18 protein-coding genes are annotated in these 16,533 nt (G+C 74.9%); 7 read left to right on the top strand and 11 right to left on the bottom strand.

Annotated elements, in window-relative coordinates; all coding sequences use genetic code 11:
- The first annotated feature begins 194 nt into the window (after window positions 1-194).
- A complete protein-coding gene (locus AB0K17_RS22470; protein ID WP_365984012.1) occupies window positions 195-1,172 on the top strand; it encodes a helix-turn-helix transcriptional regulator in 978 nt (325 codons plus the stop codon).
- A gap of 1 nt (window position 1,173) precedes the next feature.
- Here AB0K17_RS22470 and AB0K17_RS22465 read toward each other — a convergent pair whose 3' ends face one another.
- From AB0K17_RS22465 to egtA, 6 genes are all read right to left on the bottom strand, one after another.
- The gene (locus AB0K17_RS22465) at window positions 1,174-1,389 is read right to left on the bottom strand and encodes a dodecin (protein ID WP_365968566.1); all 216 of its coding nucleotides are present in this window, start codon (window positions 1,387-1,389) and stop codon (window positions 1,174-1,176) included.
- Between the two features lie 83 nt (window positions 1,390-1,472).
- Window positions 1,473-1,958, bottom strand: a complete 486-nt coding sequence (locus tag AB0K17_RS22460) for a universal stress protein (protein ID WP_365984011.1) — start codon at window positions 1,956-1,958, stop codon at window positions 1,473-1,475.
- Window positions 1,959-1,967: 9 nt separating this feature from the next.
- Entirely contained in the window at window positions 1,968-2,942 is a 975-nt protein-coding gene (gene egtD / locus AB0K17_RS22455; RefSeq protein WP_365984010.1) for an L-histidine N(alpha)-methyltransferase, read from the bottom strand.
- A complete protein-coding gene (gene egtC / locus AB0K17_RS22450) occupies window positions 2,939-3,736 on the bottom strand; it encodes an ergothioneine biosynthesis protein EgtC (RefSeq protein WP_365968563.1) in 798 nt (265 codons plus the stop codon). Before egtC ends, egtD begins: the two co-directional genes overlap by 4 nt.
- Window positions 3,736-5,067: an ergothioneine biosynthesis protein EgtB gene (gene egtB, locus AB0K17_RS22445; RefSeq protein ID WP_365984009.1), complete on the bottom strand. Its 1,332-nt coding sequence runs from the start codon at window positions 5,065-5,067 to the stop codon at window positions 3,736-3,738. Before egtB ends, egtC begins: the two co-directional genes overlap by 1 nt.
- Window positions 5,067-6,344 carry an ergothioneine biosynthesis glutamate--cysteine ligase EgtA gene (gene egtA / locus AB0K17_RS22440; RefSeq protein WP_365984008.1) on the bottom strand — a complete coding sequence of 426 codons (1,278 nt, stop codon included), beginning with the start codon at window positions 6,342-6,344 and terminating at the stop codon, window positions 5,067-5,069. The genes egtB and egtA overlap by 1 nt, the downstream gene beginning before the upstream one ends.
- A gap of 226 nt (window positions 6,345-6,570) precedes the next feature.
- Between egtA and AB0K17_RS22435 the strand changes: the two genes are divergently transcribed.
- Window positions 6,571-7,857 carry a cytochrome P450 gene (locus AB0K17_RS22435; protein ID WP_365984039.1) on the top strand — a complete coding sequence of 429 codons (1,287 nt, stop codon included), beginning with the start codon at window positions 6,571-6,573 and terminating at the stop codon, window positions 7,855-7,857.
- Here the strand turns inward: AB0K17_RS22435 and AB0K17_RS22430 are convergent.
- Together AB0K17_RS22430 and AB0K17_RS22425 are read right to left on the bottom strand one after the other, a co-directional pair.
- Complete coding sequence (locus tag AB0K17_RS22430) at window positions 7,835-8,590, bottom strand: hypothetical protein (RefSeq protein WP_365984007.1); 756 nt, start codon at window positions 8,588-8,590, stop codon at window positions 7,835-7,837. The genes AB0K17_RS22435 and AB0K17_RS22430 overlap by 23 nt on opposite strands.
- A 53-nt stretch (window positions 8,591-8,643) precedes the next feature.
- On the bottom strand, window positions 8,644-8,898 hold the full coding sequence (locus AB0K17_RS22425; RefSeq protein WP_365968559.1) for a hypothetical protein: 255 nt from the start codon (window positions 8,896-8,898) through the stop codon (window positions 8,644-8,646).
- An 80-nt stretch (window positions 8,899-8,978) separates the two neighbouring features.
- Here AB0K17_RS22425 and AB0K17_RS22420 point away from each other — a divergent pair, with 80 nt between their 5' ends.
- Window positions 8,979-9,383 (top strand): hypothetical protein, encoded by a 405-nt coding sequence (locus AB0K17_RS22420; protein ID WP_365984006.1) that lies wholly within the window; start codon window positions 8,979-8,981, stop codon window positions 9,381-9,383.
- 373 nt (window positions 9,384-9,756) lie between these two features.
- On the opposite strand, the gene AB0K17_RS22415 is transcribed toward AB0K17_RS22420, so the two are convergent.
- Window positions 9,757-10,521, bottom strand: coding sequence for a crotonase/enoyl-CoA hydratase family protein (locus AB0K17_RS22415; RefSeq protein ID WP_365984005.1), 765 nt, complete (start codon window positions 10,519-10,521; stop codon window positions 9,757-9,759).
- Window positions 10,518-12,164: an acyl-CoA dehydrogenase family protein gene (locus AB0K17_RS22410; protein ID WP_365984004.1), complete on the bottom strand. Its 1,647-nt coding sequence runs from the start codon at window positions 12,162-12,164 to the stop codon at window positions 10,518-10,520. The genes AB0K17_RS22415 and AB0K17_RS22410 overlap by 4 nt, the downstream gene beginning before the upstream one ends.
- A gap of 92 nt (window positions 12,165-12,256) precedes the next feature.
- Here AB0K17_RS22410 and AB0K17_RS22405 point away from each other — a divergent pair, with 92 nt between their 5' ends.
- Window positions 12,257-13,012 (top strand): PaaX family transcriptional regulator C-terminal domain-containing protein, encoded by a 756-nt coding sequence (locus tag AB0K17_RS22405; protein ID WP_365984003.1) that lies wholly within the window; start codon window positions 12,257-12,259, stop codon window positions 13,010-13,012.
- Between the two features lie 4 nt (window positions 13,013-13,016).
- On the opposite strand, the gene AB0K17_RS22400 is transcribed toward AB0K17_RS22405, so the two are convergent.
- Entirely contained in the window at window positions 13,017-13,445 is a 429-nt protein-coding gene (locus AB0K17_RS22400) for a hypothetical protein (protein ID WP_365984002.1), read from the bottom strand.
- 168 nt (window positions 13,446-13,613) lie between these two features.
- Here AB0K17_RS22400 and AB0K17_RS22395 point away from each other — a divergent pair, with 168 nt between their 5' ends.
- Genes AB0K17_RS22395 through AB0K17_RS22385 form a run of 3 tightly spaced genes read left to right on the top strand, consistent with a single transcriptional unit; the run spans window position 13,614 to window position 16,377 of the window.
- Window positions 13,614-14,315: a response regulator transcription factor gene (locus AB0K17_RS22395; RefSeq protein WP_365968554.1), complete on the top strand. Its 702-nt coding sequence runs from the start codon at window positions 13,614-13,616 to the stop codon at window positions 14,313-14,315.
- 8 nt (window positions 14,316-14,323) lie between these two features.
- On the top strand, window positions 14,324-15,802 hold the full coding sequence (locus AB0K17_RS22390; RefSeq protein ID WP_365984001.1) for an ATP-binding protein: 1,479 nt from the start codon (window positions 14,324-14,326) through the stop codon (window positions 15,800-15,802).
- Window positions 15,799-16,377 (top strand): hypothetical protein, encoded by a 579-nt coding sequence (locus AB0K17_RS22385; RefSeq protein ID WP_365968552.1) that lies wholly within the window; start codon window positions 15,799-15,801, stop codon window positions 16,375-16,377. Before AB0K17_RS22390 ends, AB0K17_RS22385 begins: the two co-directional genes overlap by 4 nt.
- Window positions 16,378-16,533 lie beyond the last annotated feature (156 nt).

Below are 16,533 nucleotides of genomic sequence, written 5' to 3'. Positions count from 1 at the left end.
TGCCCCGGTGTCCTATTGTGACCTGGCAACAAGCGGAAAGCAGTGTCCTATAGTTGCCTGGCAACAACCGGAAAGGCGTGGGAGCAAACGCGACATCCTCAAAATCGGGGGCAATGTTGACAGAACTGGATTCAACCTGCGTTTCCGTCTACACCCAGGCCCTGCGGCACGGTTCCTTTCACGAGCTCACAATCATGGACGCGCTGGGGATATCCCCGGCCGAACTGGCGCGCTGCCGCGAGGAGTTGCGCGCCCTGGGACTGCTCAGCCCGGCCGCCGACGGCACCCCCCTGGTCGCCGTGCACCCCGAGGTGGCCGAGGCGGTCGTCTGCGGTCCGATCGAGCGCGACATCCACGAGCGCAAGGAGCACATGGCCCGCGTCCGCGGGCAGTTGCACGCACTGGTGCCGGTCTACCGGGGCAGCACCGACACCTCCCGTCCCACGCAGGACACCCGCACCATCGCCGACCCCGGCGAGGTCCGGCGCGAACTGGCCGCCGCCGCCCGGCGCTGCCTGCACGAGGCCGTCGTCATCCAGCCGGGCACCGGACGCGACACGGACGCGGCCCTGCACCTGCGCGACTGGAGCCTGCCCCTGCTGCGCCGCGGGGTGCGGCTGCGCGTGCTCTACCAGCACGCCGAGCGGGCCAACCTCGCCACCCGCGCCTACGTCGTGCGGGCCGCCGAGGCCGGCGCCGAGGTGCGCACCAGCGCCGAGATCTGCGAGTACGTGGTGGTCCTCGACCGCTCCGTCGTCTTCCTGCCCCAGGCGCCGACGGAGGGGACGGCCGGCGGCGCGGCCATGGTGACCAACGCCACCGTGGCCGGATTCGTCCAACGCCGCTTCGAGGACGTGTGGATGGTCGGCCAGCCCTTCGAGGCCCGTGAGGCGCAGTACGAGAAGGTCGCCGGCGACGTGAACCGGACCATGCTGCAACTGATGGGCGCCGGCCTGAAGGACGAGGTGATAGCCCGCCGCCTGGCCATCTCCACCAGAACGTGCCGCCGTTACATGAAGGCCGCCATGGCGCAGCTCGGCGCGGTCAGCCGGTTCCAGGCCGGCGCCCGCGCCGCCCAGCTCGGCCTGCTGCGCGGTCCGGCGGTCGTCGGCGCCGAGGCGGCGCTGCCGGCGGCGGCCGGGACGGCGGAGCCCCGGGATTCGGGGCCGTAGGTCAGTCGGCCTCCTCCAACCGGAAGCCCACCTTCATGCCGACCTGGTAGTGCGCGATCGTGCCGTTCTCGAGGTGGCCGCGGATCTCGGTCACCTCGAACCAGTCGAGGCCCCGGAGCGTCTGCGAGGCGCGTGCGATGCCGTTGCGGATGGCGTCGTCCAGGCCCTGCGGCGAGGAGCCGACGATCTCGGTCACCCGGTAGGTGTGGTTGGACATGCTCCCACCGTGCCCCAGCTGCCGCGCCCGCGCGAGGCGGGGCGTCCGTCGGGGAGAGGGGACACACCCCCCGGGCGACACCCCTACGGGACGACCGTCACCGGCCAGCGGCCGGCCTTCACCAGCCGCACGGCCACCGAGCCCACGATGCGGTGGCCGGCGCGCTCGGAGGCGCCCACCACGACGGCGTCCGCCTTCAGCTCGTCGGCCAGCCGCACCAGACCCGTGTAGGGGTCGCCGCGGAAGGTGTGGAACTCCCAGCGGACCTCGTGCACCCCGCGCAGGCGCTCGGCCGTGGCGCGGATCTCGCCGAGCACCTCCTCGGCGACCTCCTCGGTGGTGTCCGTCACCGGTATGCCCAGGGCCGCCGTCCCGGCCAGCAGGGGCTGGACGTAGACGACGGCCAGCAGGGCGTGCTGGCGGTGGGCCAGGCCGGCCGCGTAGGCGGCGGCCCGCCAGGAGGTGTCGGAGCCGTCGACACCGGCCAGGATCACCTTCGGCCCGTCCGTGCCGCGCTCGAAACCGCCCCGCAGCCCTGCCTGTGCCTCGTGCTCTTCTTCCCGGCTCACACGGGCAGGCTAACCCCCGGCCCGCGGCACCGACAGGGACAGGGCGAACCGGCCGGCGCGGTCGGTCCACCAATGGGTCAGTTCCAGCCCCGCGGCCGCCAGCTCCGCCCGCACGCCCTCCTGCCGGAACTTCGCGGAGACCTCCGTGCGCAGCTCCTCCCCGGCCGCGAAGTGCACCGCGAGGTCCAGGGTGGGGATCTTGACCACGACGGCACGGCGGGCGCGCAGCCGCATCTCGATCCACTCCTGCCGGGCGTCCCACAGGGCCACGTGGTCGAAGTCGTCGGGGTCGAAGTCGGCGCCCAGCTCGCGGTTGATGACGGTCAGGACGTTCTTGTTGAAGGCGGCGGTCACCCCTCGCGCGTCGTCGTAGGCGGGCACCAGCACGCCCGCGTCCTTGACCAGGTCGGTGCCCAGCAGCAGGGCGTCGCCCGGCGCCAGCCGGGCGCGCAGCCCGGCCAGGAACGCGGCCCGCTCGGGCGGCAGCAGGTTGCCGATCGTGCCGCCCAGGAAGGCCAGCAGCCGCGGCCCGGGCAGGTCGGGCGGCAGCGCGAGGCCGTACTGGAAGTCGGCGACGAGCGCGTGCACCGTCAGGCCGGGGTGCTCGGCCAGCAGCGTCCGGGCGGCACCGGTCAGCGCGCTCTCGCTGACATCGACCGGAACATAGGTCTCCAGGCCGGTCAGGGCGTCGATCAGGTGGCGGGTCTTGTCGGAGGAGCCCGAGCCCAGTTCGACCAGGGTGCGCGCGCCACTGGCCGCGGCGATCCCGGGGGCCCGGGTGATCAGGATCTCGCGCTCGGTACGGGTGGGGTAGTACTCGGGCAGCAGGGTGATCTCGTCGAAGAGCTCACTGCCGCGGGCGTCGTAGAACCACTTCGGGGGCAGCTCCTTCGGTGAGCGGGTGAGCCCCTGGGCGACGTCGGCGCGCAGCGCGGCCGCCGTCGCGTCCGGGGGAAGGGAGCGGGTGAGGACGAACGGACTCACGAAGCGGGCTCCTTGCACGGGACGGCCGGCACGTCGGCGGCCTCCGGGAAACGCGGGGTCAGCGGGGTCAGCACGACCGCCGAGCGGTCGGCGGCCAGCAGGGTGCGGTCGGGCACCTCGGTCCAGCCGGGGTCGTCGTCGTACGGCTCGGAGGCCACCGCCGTGCGGCGGCCGCGGCTGACGTACCACAGCGAGTCGCCCCAGGCCGTCGCCGCGATGGCGGCACCGTCGGTCAGCAGCAGGTTCAGCCGGGCGTCCGGCACGGCGCCCGCCAGCGTCGCCACCGCCCCGGCCAGCGCCCGGGCCATGGGCGCACCCCCCAGCAGCCGCTGCTCGACCAGCGCCCAGACGAACGCGGAGTCGTTGCGGGCCGCCAGCCGCAGCAGGGCGGCCGCCGGCACCTGCCCGGCCAGCGGCGCGGCGCACTCCGGCCAGCCGGGCAGCGCGCCGTTGTGGCTGAACAGCCACGGGCCGCCGGCGAACGGTGCCGCGGCGGCCTCCGGGTCGGCGCCCGCCGCCGTGGCGTCCCGCACCGCGGCCAGCAGCGCCCGCGTGCGCACCACCCGGGCGATGTCGGCGAAGGACTCGTCGGCCCAGACCGGCCCGGCCCGCCGGTAGCGGGCCGGCAGCGGGTCGCCGGGCGCGTACCAGCCGACGCCGAAGCCGTCGGCGTTGACCACCCCGTGGCGCTGCCGGCGCGGCTCCCAGGACTGGCGCACCAGCGAGTACGGCGGATCCACCAGGCTCTCGGCCAGCGGGGCGTGGGGGCCGAGAACCGCGATGTGGCGGCACATCAGGCGCTGTCCGCGTCGCGCGCCGTACGGAACCCGCTGAAGATCTGCCGGCGTTCGGGCAGGTCCCAGTTGCGGAAGGTGCCCCGGCACGCCACCGGGTCCACGGCGAAGGAGCCCCCGCGCAGGACCTTGTACCGGCCGCCGAAGAAGACTTCCGAGTACTCGCGGTAGGGGAAGGCCCGAAAGCCCGGGTACGGCAGGAAGTCGCTCGCCGTCCACTCCCACACGTCCCCGATCAGCTGCCGCACGCCCAGCGGCGAGGCACCGCGGGGGTAGGCACCCACCGGGGCCGGGCGCAGATGGCGCTGGCCCAGGTTGGCCAGCTGCGGGGTGGGGTCGGCGTCGCCCCACGGGTAGCGCCGCGAGCGCCCGGAGGCCGCATCGTGCCGGGCGGCCTTCTCCCACTCCGCCTCGGTCGGCAGCCGCCGCCCCGCCCACGCGGCGTAGGCCGCCGCCTCGTACCAGCTCACATGCAGCACCGGCTCGCCCGGCGGCACCTCCTCGGTGACGCCGAACCGCCGCCGCACCCAGGTGCCGCCCTCGCGCCGCCAGAACAGCGGCGCGGCCAGTTCCTCGCGGCGCACCTGCTCCCAGCCGGCCGGGTGCCACCAGCGGCGCTCGCGGTAGCCGCCGTCCTCGACGAAGCGCAGGTAGGCGGCGTTGCTCACCGGCAGCGTGTCGATGAGGAAGGCGGGCACCAGGCGCGGATGGGCCGGCCGCTCGTTGTCCAGGGCCCACGGCTCGGTGGAGGTGCCCATGGTGAAGGGTCCGCCCGGCACCAGCACCTCGGCCGGCAGCGCCGCCGCGTCCGGGCCGGCCGGCGGCGGCTCGGCGGCGGTGAGCACCGCCGGCCCCCGGCGCAGCTGATGGGTGATCAGCATCGTCTCGTCGTGCTGCTGCTCGTGCTGGGCGATCATGCCGAAGGCGAAGCCTTCTTGTGCCAGCGGCCCGGCCCCCTCCAGCGGCGTCCGCTCCAGCACGTCCAGCACGCGCTCCCGTACGTCCGCGACGTACGTGCGGGCCTGGGGCGCCGTCAGCAGGGGCAGCGCCGGGCGGTCCGCGCGGGCGTGCCGGAAGGCGTCGTAGAGCGCGTCGATCTCCGGGCGCAGCGGCTGCTGCCCGCCCACGGCGCGCAGCAGCCACAACTCCTCCTGGTTGCCGATGTGGGCGAGGTCCCACACCAGCGGGGACATCAGCGGCGAGTGCTGGGCGTGCAGCTCGCCGTCGTCCACGCAGGACGTCAGCACGCGGGTGCGTGCGCGGGCGGCCAGCAGGGCGCCCGCGGCACGCTCGCGCAGCTCGGCCCCGTCCGGGGCGGGCGCGGCCGTCATCACCGGCCGCCCCGGCCGGCCACCGCGTCCAGCAGGTCGTCCGCCGGGCAGCGGCCCCGCTCGACGTACCGGGCGGTGAACTCGTCGACCGCGGCCAGGACGCGGTCGTCGGCCCCGAGCCGGGGCAGGGCCTCACGGGCCGCGGCGAAGCAGGCCACGGCGGCCGTGTGCAGCTCCGGGTCGGCGAGCCCGTGCCGTGCCGCCCGGCGCCACAGGGGGTTGCGCGGCGGCGGGTGCCCGCCCTGGACGTCCGCCAGCCCCTTGACCGCCCGGTAGGCGGTCTCCGCCGCCGACGGGTCGTCGAACAACGCCGCCGTCACGGCCAGCGGCACCAGCCAGCCGTCTTGCCCGCTCTGCGCGTCGATCATCCGCAACTCGAGGTGGCCGCGCGGCCTGATGGGCGGGAACAGGGTGGTCAGGTGGTAGGCGACGTCGTCGAGGGTGGTCCGCCGCGGCTGTCCGCTGCGCATCCACTGGCGCAGCGGCAGGCCCAGCTGCACGGGCCAGGGGCCCTCCCCGGAGCGGACGAACATCACCGGTGCGTCCAGGGCGTACGTCGCCCAGGCCGCCCGGGGGTCCGCCTCGCCCAGCGGGGCCAGCGTGCGGGCCGGGTCCATGCGCGCGTAGCAGGCCTGCCGGCTGGAGCGCCAACCGCTCGGCCGGCCCCGCAGCAGGGGGGAGTTGGCGAACGCGGCCGAGAGCACCGCGCCCAGCAGATGGGCCAGCCGCCACCGGCGCAGATACCCCAGCGGCCCCGGGCCCTCGTACCCGGCGTCGATGCAGACCTGCACCGATGCCGTACGGCACATCACATTGCGCCCGGCGCCGTTGATGCGGTCGTAGTAGACCTCCATGGCGTCGTAGCGGCGGGTGCTGCGCACGCACGGAGGATCGTGCCACGGCTCCTTGCCGTACCCGGCCAGGGCCAGGCCCAGTCCGTCGAGGGCCTCGCGGGTCAGGTCGAGGTCGGCGCTCAGCTCCGCCACACAGGCGCCCAGCGAGGGGGCCGGCCGGGAGCTGAGCTCCAGCTGGCCGCCCGGCTCGATGGTGAACACCGAGGTGAGCGGCAGGGCGCCCACCCGCTCGGCGGCCGCTGCCAGCCGGTGGGCCGCGACCGGCTGCCGTGGCTCGGCCACGTCGTGCACGAGCCACTCCAGCTCGGCCCCGATCAGGCGCGGCGGGCCGGTCTTGAAGGAGATCCCCCGCACATAGGCGTCGGCCTCCCGCTCGCCGACCGGCCGGGCGAGGTCTTCGTCGGAAGCACAGCACTCGGTCATGCTCGCCACCTCCCATCCGTTGCTGAGTACCCCCAAACGCGCGAAGCCAGTCGGAGCACCGGTGGCCGAGACCTGGAACCGGTCATTCCAGCGGTGGGGCGGGGCGAAAACGCCGACCAGGGCTTGACGGGCCCGCCGCAGCCGGCCGTACCGTCCGCGCGTGAGCACCCCCGAGGCAGCCCCGGACCCGACAACCCCGGACCCGACAGGCCTGGACCCGACAGGCCTGGACCCGACGCCCGTGTTCGACCCCGCCACCTATGCGCGGGGCGTGCCGTACGCGCTCTTCCGGCGGCTGCGCGCGCACGCGCCCGTCTGCCGGGTGCCGGAACCGGCCGTCGGCGCCTGGCCCGCCGGCCCCGGCTACTGGGCCGTCTTCCGGCACGCGGACGTCCGGCACGTGCTCGCCACCCCCGAGGTGTACTCCTCACACCTGGGCGCCACCCAGATCCGGGACCCCGACACCCCCGCCGACCTGGACTTCGTCCGCGCGATGATGCTCAACCAGGACCCGCCCGACCACGCCCGGCTGCGCCGCATCGTGGTCGCCGCCCTCACCCCGCGGGCCGTGCGGGAGCTGGAGAGTGCCATCGAGGGCCGGGCGCGCGAGCTGATCGAGGCCGTCGCCGACCGGGGCCGGGCGGACTTCGTGGAGCTCACCGCCGACCTGCCCGTGTGGACGCTCGCCCACGTCCTGGGCGTCCCCGCCCAGGACCGGCGGCTGCTGTACGACTGGTCCAACCGGGTGATCGGCTACCAGGACACCGACCACGCCCGCTCCCGCACCGCCGACCCGGCGGGCCTGACCCCCATGGGCCGCGCCGCCCTCGCCCGCCGGCCCGCGCTCGTACGGGCCGACGGCTCACCGGTCAACCCGCGCTCCCGCGGGGCGCTCACGGACATGTTCGCCTACGCCCATGCCCTGGCCGACCGGCCCCGGCCGGGCAGCGTGCTGGCCCGCATGCGCGAGGGAGGCCTGACCCGCGACGAGTTCGAGAACATGTTCTTCCTCATCGTCGTCGCCGGGAACGAGACGCTGCGCAACGGCATCCCCGGCGGCCTGCTCACCCTCCTCGACCACCCCGAGCAGTACGCGGCCCTGCGCCGCCACCCCGAGCTCACCCCCGGCGCGATCGAGGAGATCCTGCGCTACTGGCCGCCGGTCCTGCAGATCCGCCGCACCGCCACGCGCGACACCGAACTCGCCGGCCGGCGCATCCGGCGCGGCGAGAAGGTGGTCGTCTACCACGCCTCGGCCAACCGCGACGAGCGCGTCTTCACCGATCCCGACCGCTTCGACATCACCCGCAGCCCCAACGACCACGTCGGTTTCGGCCACGGCCCCCACTTCTGCCTGGGCGCCCACCTCGCGCGCGTCCAGATGCGGGCCATGCTGCGGCCGGCCCTGGACCGGCTGCCCGGCCTGGAACGCGCGGGCGAACCGGTCCGGCTGACCTCCAACTTCCAAAACGGGCTCAAGCACCTGCCCGTCAAATGGAGAACAGATCGGTGAACGGGGTGACGAAGTCGTCCACGTCGTGCCCGAAGGGCGAGTTGAAGTCCCAGATGAGGAAGAGCAGGAAGGCGATCATCGCACTGTAGAGCCCGGCGAGCAGCAACTCGCGTCCCGACCGCCTGATCTGCAGCGTGTAGATCAGGCCGACCGCCACCAGCGCCCCGCCGATCAGCCCGAACCACACCACGCCCGGCATCGTCGGCTCGGCGTTCTGCGCCCGGGCATTGCGCGCCGCGTCGGCCGCGCCCACCTGGTCCAGCAGCGGCTGGTACGACTGTGCCTCCTGGTCGTTGCGCGGCTCGTAGGCCGTGACATCGGTGCGCACCTTGTCCAGCAGCGTCCGCCCCTTGTCGGTGAGCTCGCCCTCCTTCAGCATCTGCGGCCACTCGTCCTTGACCACATAGGTCACATAGGCCTGCACGTCGGCCCGGATGCGGTCGCGGGCCTCCGGTGAGTACGCCTGGACCCGCTCGCTCACCTCGTGCAGCGCCTGCGCCTCGGCCCGTACGGAGCCCTGCGCCCCGGTGCGTGCCTCCCACACCCCGGCGATGGCCAGGCCCAGCACGATGGCATAGACCACCCCGACCATCATCGTCATGTACTCGATGACGTCGGGGGTCTCGGACGGGTCGTCGTCGGCCCCGATCCTGCGCTGCCGCAGCACGGTGATCGACAGGACGACCGCGCAGGCGGCAGCCATGGCGATGGCCAGAACCAGCCACTCGGACAAGGAAACCTCCGGTCTGGGGGTGGTGCGGTGGGGGAGGGAGCGGGAGCGGTGCGCTAACGCCCGCGGCGGCTGTTGCTGCCGCGCGGCCGCAGCAGTGCGGCGGACAGCACGGCCGGGGCCGTGAGGATCAGGGTGAACGTCACCAGGGACGTGCCGTGGTGCTGCTGCCCGCCGGCCGACACCACGGCGTGGTGGTAGGCGGGGAAGCGGCGCCGGCCCGGGAGGGTGGGCCGCGAGGGCGGTGACGACGGCGGTGACGAGGGCGGTGACGAGGGCGTGGTGCCCGGCACCTGGTTCTGCGCCGGCACCGTGCCGGTGCGCGAGCCGGGCGGCGCGGGAGCGGCGGGGCCGGGCGCACCGGGGGCGCCAGGGGCTCCCGGAGACCCGGGTGCGCCGGGAGCTCCTGGTGCGGGCGGCGCGGGAGGTACGGGCGCGGGGGCACCGGGTGCGCCGGGCGCACCGGGTGCGCCAGGGGCGGGCGGGGCCGGAGGTGCACCGGGTGCCGGGGCCCCGGGGGCTCCTGGCGCTCCCGGTGCCCCCGGCGCCCCGCCTGCAGGAGGTGCGCCCGGTGCCGGAGCGCCCGGCGCGCCCGGAGCGCCCGGCGCAGGAGCTCCTGGCGCGGGTGCGCCCGGCGCCGGGGGCGCGGGAGCCGGCGCGCCCGGGGCGGGCGCAGGGGCGCCGGGTGCGGGCGCGCCGGGCGCCGGGGGAGCGGGCGCGGGAGGTGCCGGCGCGGGAGGTGCCGGCGCCGGGGGCGCCGCCGCGGGGCACCGGGTCAGCCACACCCGTGCCCTGATGCCGAGCGCCGTGGCACGCGCCTGGATGCAGTCCCTGCCGTCGTCGTCGACCTCCGCCGTGACCGCGCCGCCGAGCGGCGCGGCTCTCACGTGGGAAGGAGGGCGTCTGGGCAGCAGGTCGGGGACATGGGGCACGACGGCGGTCACCCGTGAACCGGCGCCCCTGACGTCCGCGCCCACCTCGCCCGCCGCGGCCCCGGTCGCCGGAGCCAGCACGAACCCCGACGTGACCAATGCGACCGTGCACCCGGCCCTGAACCATCCCCTCACCCGGAACAGCCTGCACAACAAACGGTTCTTCACGCCGTCCGCACAGCAGGATTCCCTCGATGGGCGGAACTCGCCGGGAGCGAGGGTGACTTCAGGATTCCTTCACTCGCCCCCGAATTCCCCGTGCCGGCCCGCGCCCGCCGCGAACCGGGCCGCTCCTTCGGCTGCCGTGGGCAACGAGCGCAGTCCGTGGGCGAGTTCGGCGGCCAGTGCTTCCTGCGTACCCAGGCCTTCCTGGTCGAGCAAGGAGGCCCGGTCGCCGCGCAGGCAGCCCTGCGGGAACCGGGCGAGGTGCGCGGCGAGTTCCTCGGCCGCCGCGCGGGCGGTGCCGGTGGGCACGAGCCGGTGGGCGAGCCCCGTCGCGTACGCCTCGGCGGCCGGCACCGGGCGGCCGGTGAGGACCATGTCCATCGCGCGCGAGGCGCCGATGAGCCGGGGCAGCCGCACCGTCCCGCCGTCGATCAGCGGCACGCCCCAGCGTCGGCAGAAGACGCCGAAGACGGCGTCCTCCTCGGCCACGCGCAGGTCGCACCACAGCGCGAGCTCCAGGCCGCCGGCCACGGCGTGCCCGCTGATCGCGGCGACGACCGGTTTCGTCAGCCGCAGCCGGGTGGGGCCCATGGGGCCGTCGCCGTCGGGGGCGACGCGGTTGGCGCGGTCCGTCCCGAACGCCTTGAGGTCCGCCCCGGCGCAGAACGTGCCGCCCTCGCCCCACAGCACCGCCACCGCTGCGTCCGGGTCCGCCTCGAAGGCCCGGAAGGCGTCGGCGAGCGCCGCGGCCGTGGGCCCGTCGACCGCGTTGCGCGCCTCGGGCCGGGCGAGGACGACCGTGGTGACCGGGCCGCGGCGCTCGACGCGGACGCTCACCGGGCGTCCTCGGGCACCGCCCGCTGCAGGATCTGCGTCAGGTCGGTGCCCGGCGGCAGGGTGCCGAACGCCCGCCCCCAGTCGCCCTCCAGGCGCGAGGCGCAGAAGGCGTCCGCGACGGCCGGCGCGCCGCTGCGCACCAGCAGGGCGGCCTGCAGGACGAGCGTGAGCTGTTCGGCCAGGCGGCGGGCCACCAGCTGCGCCCGGCCGGGGTCGCAGAGCTCGCCCAGCAGGGTGCGCAGCCGCGCGACGGCGGCGGCCAGGCGCGGTTCGGCCGCGGCCGCGGGCGCCACCTCGGCGAAGTAGGCCTCCAACCCCTGCGGTTCGCGCTGCAGGGCGCGCAGCACGTCGAGGGCGGCCACGTTGCCCGAGCCCTCCCAGATCGACAGCAGGGGCGCCTCCCGGTACAGGCGCGGCATGCCGGACTCCTCGACGTAGCCGTTGCCGCCCAGGCACTCCAGCGCCTCAGCGGCATGCGCGCTGCCGCGCTTGCACACCCAGTACTTGCCGGCGGCCAGGGCCAGCCGCCGCAGGGCCGCCTCCTGCTCGTCGCCCGCCTGCGCGCGGTCCACCGCCGCCGCCAGCCGCATGGCCAGCACGGTCGCCGCCTGCGACTCCACGGCGAGGTCGGCCAGGACGTTGCGCATCAGCGGCTGGTCGATCAGCTCGGCGCCGAACGCCCGCCGGTACGCGGCGTGGTGCAGGGCCTGCCGCAGTCCCGCCCGCATGCCGGCCGCCGACCCGATGACGCAGTCCAGCCGGGTCATGTTGACCATCTCGACGATCGTGCGCACCCCGCGCCCCGGCTCGCCCACCGGCCAGGCCACCGCCTGCTCGTACTCGATCTCCGCGGAGGCGTTGGAGCGGTTGCCGAGCTTGTCCTTCAGTCGCTGCAGTCGCATCCCGTTGCGGGTGCCGTCCGGCAGGACCCGCGGCATCAAAAAGCACGTCAGCCCCTGCTCCGCCTGGGCGAGCACGAGGAAGACGTCGCTCATCGGCGCGGAGGTGAACCACTTGTGGCCGGTCAGGACGTACGTGCCATCCCCTGCCGGCACCGCCCGGGTGGTGTTCGCCCGCACGTCCGAGCCGCCCTGCTTCTCGGTCATCGACATGCCCGCGATCAGCCCCCGCTTGTCCAGCGGCGGGCGCGGACCGTAGTCGTACGTCCGCGACGCGAGCAACGGCTCGTAGGCGGCGGCCAGCTCGGGCTGGGCGCGCAGGGCGGGCACGGCGGCGTACGTCATGGAGATCGGGCAGCCGTGGCCCGGCTCCGCCTGCGCCCAGACGTAGAACTTCGCGGCCCGCACCAGGTGGGCGCCCGGGCGCGGCTCCGCCCAGGCAGCGGCGTGCTGGCCGCTCGCCACGGCCGCCGCCATCAGCTCGTGCCAGGCGGGGTGGAACTCCACCTCGTCCACGCGGTGCCCGAAGCGGTCGTGGGTGCGCAGCACCGGCGGGTACGCCTCGGCCAGCCGGGCCTGCTCCTGCACCTCGGGCGAGCCCGCCCGGGCCCCCAGCTCGCGCACCTCCTCCTCGCCCCAGGCGCCGTCGCCGGCGCGCAGGGCCTCCAGCAGGGCGGGGTCGTCGGCGGTGGAGAAGCCGGTCAGGGGCGGGGGCTGGTTGAACACCTCGTGCGTGGCGCTCACGGCGACCTCCGGGCGGGCGGCGGCAGGACAGGGCGGCATTACACTTTCATGATGCGTGACGCGAGACCGTAATGGATAGGGTGGCGTCAGCCATGGACGACGATTCGCTTTCCCTGCGGCCGCTGACCGCGCGCTCGGTCGTGCTCTCCACGCTCCTGGGCCACCACCCGCCCGCACTGCCCGCCCGCGCCCTCGTCCGGGTCGGCGCACTCTTCGGCACCGCGGAGGGCACCGTCCGCACCGCCCTGACCCGCATGGTCGCCGCCGGCGACCTGGAACAGCGCGACGGCGCCTACCGCCTCACCGAACGCCTGCTGGCCCGCCAGGCCCGCCAGGACGACAGCCGGGCCCCGCGCACCCGCCCCTGGGACGGCACCTGGGAGATCGCCGTCGTCACCGGCGAGCGCCGCGCCGCCCCGGAGCGGGCTGCGCTGCGCCAGGCCATGGCCGGCCTGCGGCTCGCCGAGCTGCGGGAGGGGTGCTGGCTGCGGCCGGCCAACCTCGCCCGCGACGGGTGGCCGGCCGTGGTCCGCGACCAGTGCGCCCTGCTGACCAGCGCCGCTCCCGAGGGCGACCCCGCCGCCCTCGCCGCGACCCTGTGGGACCCGGCGGGCTGGGCCCGCCGGGCCCGCGCCCTGGAGGCGGCCCTGACCGCCCTGCCCGGCGGCCCGCAGCGCCTGGCCGAACGCTTCACAGTCTCGGCGGCCGTCCTGCGGCACCTGCTGGCCGACCCGGTCCTGCCGCCGGCCCTCCTGCCGCCCGACTGGCCGGGCGAGGACCTGCGCCGGCGCTACGACGCCTTCGACGGGGAATTCCGGGAGATCCTGCTGCGGCACATCGGCGGCTAGGGAGTCACTTCAGATGGTCGCGGGCGACGTCGAGGAAGTCCTTCCGGCTCGCCCGGATGTACTCCCAGACCTTCTCCTCCTCCGTCGCCCCGGGGGCGTCGCCGGGGCCGTCGCGCATCACGTCCCGCACCTTGAACGCCAGCGCCCGCGCCGCCTCGTTGACCTTCGGCGAACACAACATGTGAAGGGTCTTCTGGGCCACCCAGACCCTGTCGATGACTTGTTTGGAGCGCACGAGCCACGGTTCGCCGGTCACGTGGTGGTGGTAGTGCTCGACGGCGACCCGCTCGGCCTCCTGCACCGCGGACAAGAAGTCGATCAAGTGCTGGATGCGCTGGGTGCGGCGCAGGTCCCGTTCCGTCACGCGGCCCTGCCAGAACTGGCCCGTGAACGAGATCAGCCCGCCGAGCACGACGCCGAGGATGGTCCACATGCGAGCACTGTGGGCGTGGCCGGAAGTCGACGCAGCGTGATGACGGATGTTGTCGGCGCCGGACCGCCTCGGGGCGTACAAGGCTTCAATATGAGAAGTCCGTGACAGTTTCGGCCCGCGCCCGCCCCGCCGCGCATTCGCGCGTGCGTACGACCGATACTGGGCTGCATGTCACGCGTGCTTCTGATCGAGGACGACCGCGCCGTCAGGGAAGGGGTCACCCTCACCCTGCGCCGCCGCGGCCACCAGGTGGAGGGCGCGCCCACCGGCGAGGCCGGACTGGCCGCGCTGGAGACCTTCCGGCCCGACCTGGTCCTGCTGGACCTCATGCTGCCGGACCGCAGCGGCTTCGAGGTCTGCCGCCGCATCCGCGCCACCCAGCAGATCCCGATCATCATGCTCACCGCGCGCGGCGACGACATCGATGTCGTCCTCGGCCTGGAGGCCGGCGCCGACGACTACATCGTCAAGCCCGCCCGCGGCGAGGTCCTGGAGGCCCGCATCCGGGCCGTGCTGCGCCGCGCCGCCCCCGTCGACGGCGCCGAGGCGGCCGCCGCGCCGCAGGCCGGCGCCGAGGTGCACGGCGACCTGACGATCGACCGCGCCGGGCTGCTGGTCTCCAAGCACGGCAAGGACCTGCCCCTGGCCCCCTCCGAGATGAAGCTGCTGCTGTACCTGTCGGCCACGCCCGGCCGCGTCTTCAGCCGCCAGCAGCTGCTGGAGCACGTCTGGGAGCACAGCTACCACGGGGACGCCCGGCTGGTGGACGCCTGCGTCATGCGGCTGCGCACCAAGGTCGAGGACTCCTCGCGGTCGCCGAAGTACATCCAGACCGTGCGCGGCTTCGGCTACCGCTTCGGCCCGGTGTGAGCCCCGCGGTGAAGCGATTTCGCATCAGGAGCCTGCGCGCCCTCGCCCGGGGCCTGCGGGCGCGGCTCGTGGTCGCCTTCCTCCTGGTGGCCTCGCTCAGCGCGCTGGCCACCGCGGCCCTGACCTTCCGCGAGGCCCGTACGGCGATCCTCAAGCGCACCCAGGACACGGCGGTCGCCGCGCTGCGCGGCCAGATCAACTCGCAGGTGCCCGAGCTGCGCTTCCCGCCGGCGCACTCCGACCTCACCGGCTTCGCCACCAACCTGGCCCGCGCCGGACAGGCCCAGCACTGGAACATCCACGTCCGCTACCAGCGCGGCCCGCTGGTGCCCGCCGTCCGACCGGGCGGCCACGGCATCCCCGAGGGCGTGCAGAACAAGGTGCGCGCCGGCATCGCCGCGTTCCAGCGGATCGACATCGGCGGCGAGCCCTGGCTGGTGGTCGGCCTGCCGGTGACCTTCAGCGGCGAGCACGCCGAGATGTCGGGCCTGGAGGTCTACGCCCAGGTGCCGCTGCGCGAGGACGAGGCCAACGTGCACGCCCTGGTCGACGCGGCCCAGAGCGGCGCCCTGCCGGCGGTGGCGCTGGCCGTCGTGCCGGCGCTGCTGGCCGCGCGCGGCGTGCTGCGACCGGTGCGCGAACTGCGCCGCGCCACCCAGCGGATCACCGAGGGCGAGCTCGACACCCGGCTCGCGGTCAGCGGCAGCGACGAGCTCGCCGACCTCTCGCGCACCTTCAACGACATGGCCGCCGCCCTGGAGAAGAACGTCGCCGAGCTGCGGCGCATGGAGGCCAACTCGCGCCGCTTCGCCGCCGACGTCTCCCACGAGCTGCGCACCCCGCTGGCCGCCATGACCGCCGTCGTCGACGTCCTGGACGAGGACGCCGACATGCTGGACGCGGACACCGCCCACGCGGTCCGGCTCATCAGCGAGGAGACCGGCAAGCTCGCCCGCATGGTCGAGGACCTGATGGAGATCTCCCGCTTCGACGCCGGCGCCGCCGCCCTGCACCTGGACGAGGTCGACGTCGCCGAGACCGTCCGCAAGACCCTGCAGGCGCGCGGCTGGCAGGAGAAGGTGGGCGCCGACCTGCCGGACGGCATCCGCGCCCGGCTGGACCCGCGCCGCATCGACGTGGTGGTGGCCAACCTGGTCGGCAACGCGCTGCGGCACGGCGGCGAACCGGTGAGCGTGGCGGTGCGCGTCGCGCCCGACCCGCACGATGCGGACGGCGGAGACCGGCTGCTGATCGAGATCAGCGACCGGGGCGAGGGCATCGACCCCGAGGTCCTGCCCCACGTCTTCGAGCGGTTCTTCAAGGCCGACGCGGCCCGCGCCCGCTCCGAGGGCAGCGGCCTGGGTCTGGCCATCACGCTGGAGAACGTACGGCTGCACGACGGAACCGTGCGGGCCGCCAACGGGTCGCACGGGGGCGCGGTGTTCACCGTGGACCTGCCCCTGCGGCGAGGAGGCGAGGAGAGATGACGACCACGCGCACCACGCGAACGTGGCGCCGGGTGGCGGCGGCGCTCGCCCTGTCGGCCGCGGCCGCCGGCCCGCTGGCCGGCTGCGGCATCGAGCCGACCGACGTCGTGGAGGTCGGCCAGCCCGCGCAGGGCGCGAAGCGGCCGGGCGCACCCGTCGAGGAGGCCCGGCTCTACTTCGGCTTCCCCGGAGGGCTCGAACCCCGTTCCCGGCCGGCCAGCGGCCAGGTCAGCGCGGAGATGGCGATCCCGCTGCTGCTCCAGGGGCCCAACGAGCCGGAGATGGCACAGGGCCTCTACACCGAGCTGCCCAAGATGCGCCAGGAGGCCGTGGAGGTCGTCAGCGCGGAGGGGACCGTCACCATCAGGCTGCCCCTGGACCCCACCCGCTTCACCGTCCTCGCCCGCAACCAGCTGGTGTGCACCGCCTCCCACAACGGCGTGCCCGGCAACCCGCGCCCGGAGGAGGTCAAGGTCACCCTGCTGGGGGCGGGCAAAACCATGAAGGACCTGGTCTGCGGCACGGGCGTGACGGTGGGCCGGGCCGTCCCCTCGCCAGTGCCCACCACCCCGTAGGGGCGCGGGGCCCCTTGTCGATTTGTGGCTGCCGCCGCGTGGGCGCGATCGGCCGGCGACGACCCGCAGCTGACACGCCACCCCGGGGTCCGAAGCAATCTGCGGGCACGTCGTGGCTTGTCGCGCAGTTCCCCGCGCCCTTTACGGGGCGCCGTG

The organism is Streptomyces sp. NPDC049585 (assembly GCF_040675615.1).
GTDB lineage: Bacteria > Actinomycetota > Actinomycetes > Streptomycetales > Streptomycetaceae > Streptomyces > Streptomyces luteosporeus.
The sequence above is the reverse complement of the archived record's forward strand: the minus strand, read 5'-3'. Positions and strand labels throughout refer to the sequence as shown.

Excerpts from the sequence above, each read along its gene's own strand:
- egtA (WP_365984008.1), bottom strand. The coding sequence starts at position 6,344 with ATGACCGAGTGCTGTGCTTCCGACGAAGACCTCGCCCGGCCGGTCGGC.
- AB0K17_RS22405 (WP_365984003.1), top strand. The coding sequence starts at position 12,257 with ATGGACGACGATTCGCTTTCCCTGCGGCCGCTGACCGCGCGCTCGGTC.
- AB0K17_RS22470 (WP_365984012.1), top strand. The coding sequence starts at position 195 with ATGGACGCGCTGGGGATATCCCCGGCCGAACTGGCGCGCTGCCGCGAG.
- egtB (WP_365984009.1), bottom strand. The coding sequence starts at position 5,067 with ATGACGGCCGCGCCCGCCCCGGACGGGGCCGAGCTGCGCGAGCGTGCC.
- egtC (WP_365968563.1), bottom strand. The coding sequence starts at position 3,736 with ATGTGCCGCCACATCGCGGTTCTCGGCCCCCACGCCCCGCTGGCCGAG.
- AB0K17_RS22400 (WP_365984002.1), bottom strand. The coding sequence starts at position 13,445 with ATGTGGACCATCCTCGGCGTCGTGCTCGGCGGGCTGATCTCGTTCACG.
- AB0K17_RS22465 (WP_365968566.1), bottom strand. The coding sequence starts at position 1,389 with ATGTCCAACCACACCTACCGGGTGACCGAGATCGTCGGCTCCTCGCCG.
- AB0K17_RS22395 (WP_365968554.1), top strand. The coding sequence starts at position 13,614 with ATGTCACGCGTGCTTCTGATCGAGGACGACCGCGCCGTCAGGGAAGGG.
- AB0K17_RS22385 (WP_365968552.1), top strand. The coding sequence starts at position 15,799 with ATGACGACCACGCGCACCACGCGAACGTGGCGCCGGGTGGCGGCGGCG.